General features: G+C 74.7%; 1 protein-coding gene and 2 pseudogenes. All 3 read left to right on the top strand.

What is annotated here, in order from left to right:
- A pseudogene (locus tag H5J30_RS32880) lies at positions 1 to 710 on the top strand (SAV_2336 N-terminal domain-related protein); the annotation flags it as partial.
- Positions 711 to 776: 66 nt separating this feature from the next.
- Complete coding sequence (locus H5J30_RS32875; RefSeq protein ID WP_018853258.1) at positions 777 to 992, top strand: hypothetical protein; 216 nt, start codon at positions 777 to 779, stop codon at positions 990 to 992.
- Between the two features lie 201 nt (positions 993 to 1193).
- Positions 1194 to 1479, top strand: a pseudogene (locus H5J30_RS32870) (FxsB family cyclophane-forming radical SAM/SPASM peptide maturase); the annotation flags it as partial.

Raw genomic sequence — 1479 nt, 5'->3', positions numbered from 1 at the left:
TGCGCCGCAAGGCGCAGGTGCGCGTCGCGGAGTTCACCCGCGGTGGGGACGGCGAACTGCTGGTCGAGGCCGACGGCTGGCTGGCGGACGCGCTGTCGCTGCTGCCGCCGGGGACGGCGCTGTACGGCGAGGTGCTCACCGAGCTGGGCGACCTGCTGCTGCGCCGCGCCCTGCTGGCCCCGGCGGACGCCGGGCTGCGCGGCCGGGCGGTGCCCGTGCTGCGCGAGGTGCTGGCGGAGACGCCGCAGCGCCATCCGGACCTGCCGCGGCGGCAGTTGCTCTTCGGCCGGGCCCTGCGCATGCGGTACGAGTCGTCCGGCACCCGCACCGACCTGTACGAGGCGGAGTTCGTGCTGGAGGGCGCCGCGCGCGAGGACGACGCGCCCGCGCGGGTGCGCGCGCAGGCGTGGCTGGAGCTGGGGGACGTCCAACTGCTGCTCGACATAAGGACCGAGTTCCGGCAGCGGCAGGAGCGGGCGGCGGACTGCTACCGGCGCGGGGCGCTCCTGGCGGAGGAGGCCGGCGACCCGGTGGACGCCGCCCGCTCGCACCACCGGCGCGCGCAGATGCTGGAGCCGACGGCGGGGCGCGCGGCGGCGCTCAGGGCGTACCGCGACGCCTGGGAGCAGTGGGGCCGGGCGGAGCAGACGGAGAGCGCGGGCGCGGCGCTGACCCGCGAGCAGATCCGTACCCTTGAGGCCGACGACTGACCCTGGTCAGTTTCGCTGCACGACTGTTCGGGGAAGGACTCTCACACCCTTCCGGAGGAGAACAGCGTGGAGAACCCCCTGTCGGCGAAGCCGGACGGGACACCGTCAGCCGCGGGCGCGGCCGTTCGCCTGCCCGACTTCAGCGACGTCGACGTGTACGCGGTGGCCGCCCGCGGCGAGCCGCCGGTGCTCGCGGGAGCCGTCGCCCACCTGCTCCGCAACTGGCCGTCCGGCAACGACGCCGGGGCCTACTTCGACAACGGCCCCGACGACGACGATTAGGACGAGACCGACGTCACGGCGCACACGACCGGCCGACACCATCTGAAGCCCGCCGACGGAGCCGGGCGGCCGGATCGCGGCAGATTACGTACAGAAGCAGTCAGTTGGGCTGCCGCCGCGTTTCACCCGTGTGACTTGTGCGCCATGCATTCAGGGGCGGTGGGTCGTCACCGTCCGGACTCGGGGGGACCGGGGAGCCGCATGGACTACGGAGGCACGGGCGCGGAGCGGGAGGCGCCCTGGCCGGGCCGGCTGCTGGATGTCGACCTGCTGCGCGCCACCGGGGTCCGGGCGGTGCCGTTCCGGCAGTTCATCCTGAAGGTGCACAGCCGCTGCAACCTGTCGTGCACCTACTGCTACGTCTACCACGGCGCCGACAGCGGGTGGCGCCGCCGCCCGGCGCGCATGCCGGAGGCCACCACCCGCCGCGCCGCCGAGCGCATCGCCGAGCACGTACGCGCCCACGGGCTGCGCCGGATCCGCGTCG

Origin of the sequence: Streptomyces phytophilus (assembly GCF_013870535.1) — a bacterium.
GTDB classification, from domain to species: Bacteria; Actinomycetota; Actinomycetes; order Streptomycetales; family Streptomycetaceae; genus Streptomyces; species Streptomyces phytophilus.
Note: the sequence above shows the minus strand (reverse complement) of the source record. Positions and strands in the feature narration are given on the sequence as shown.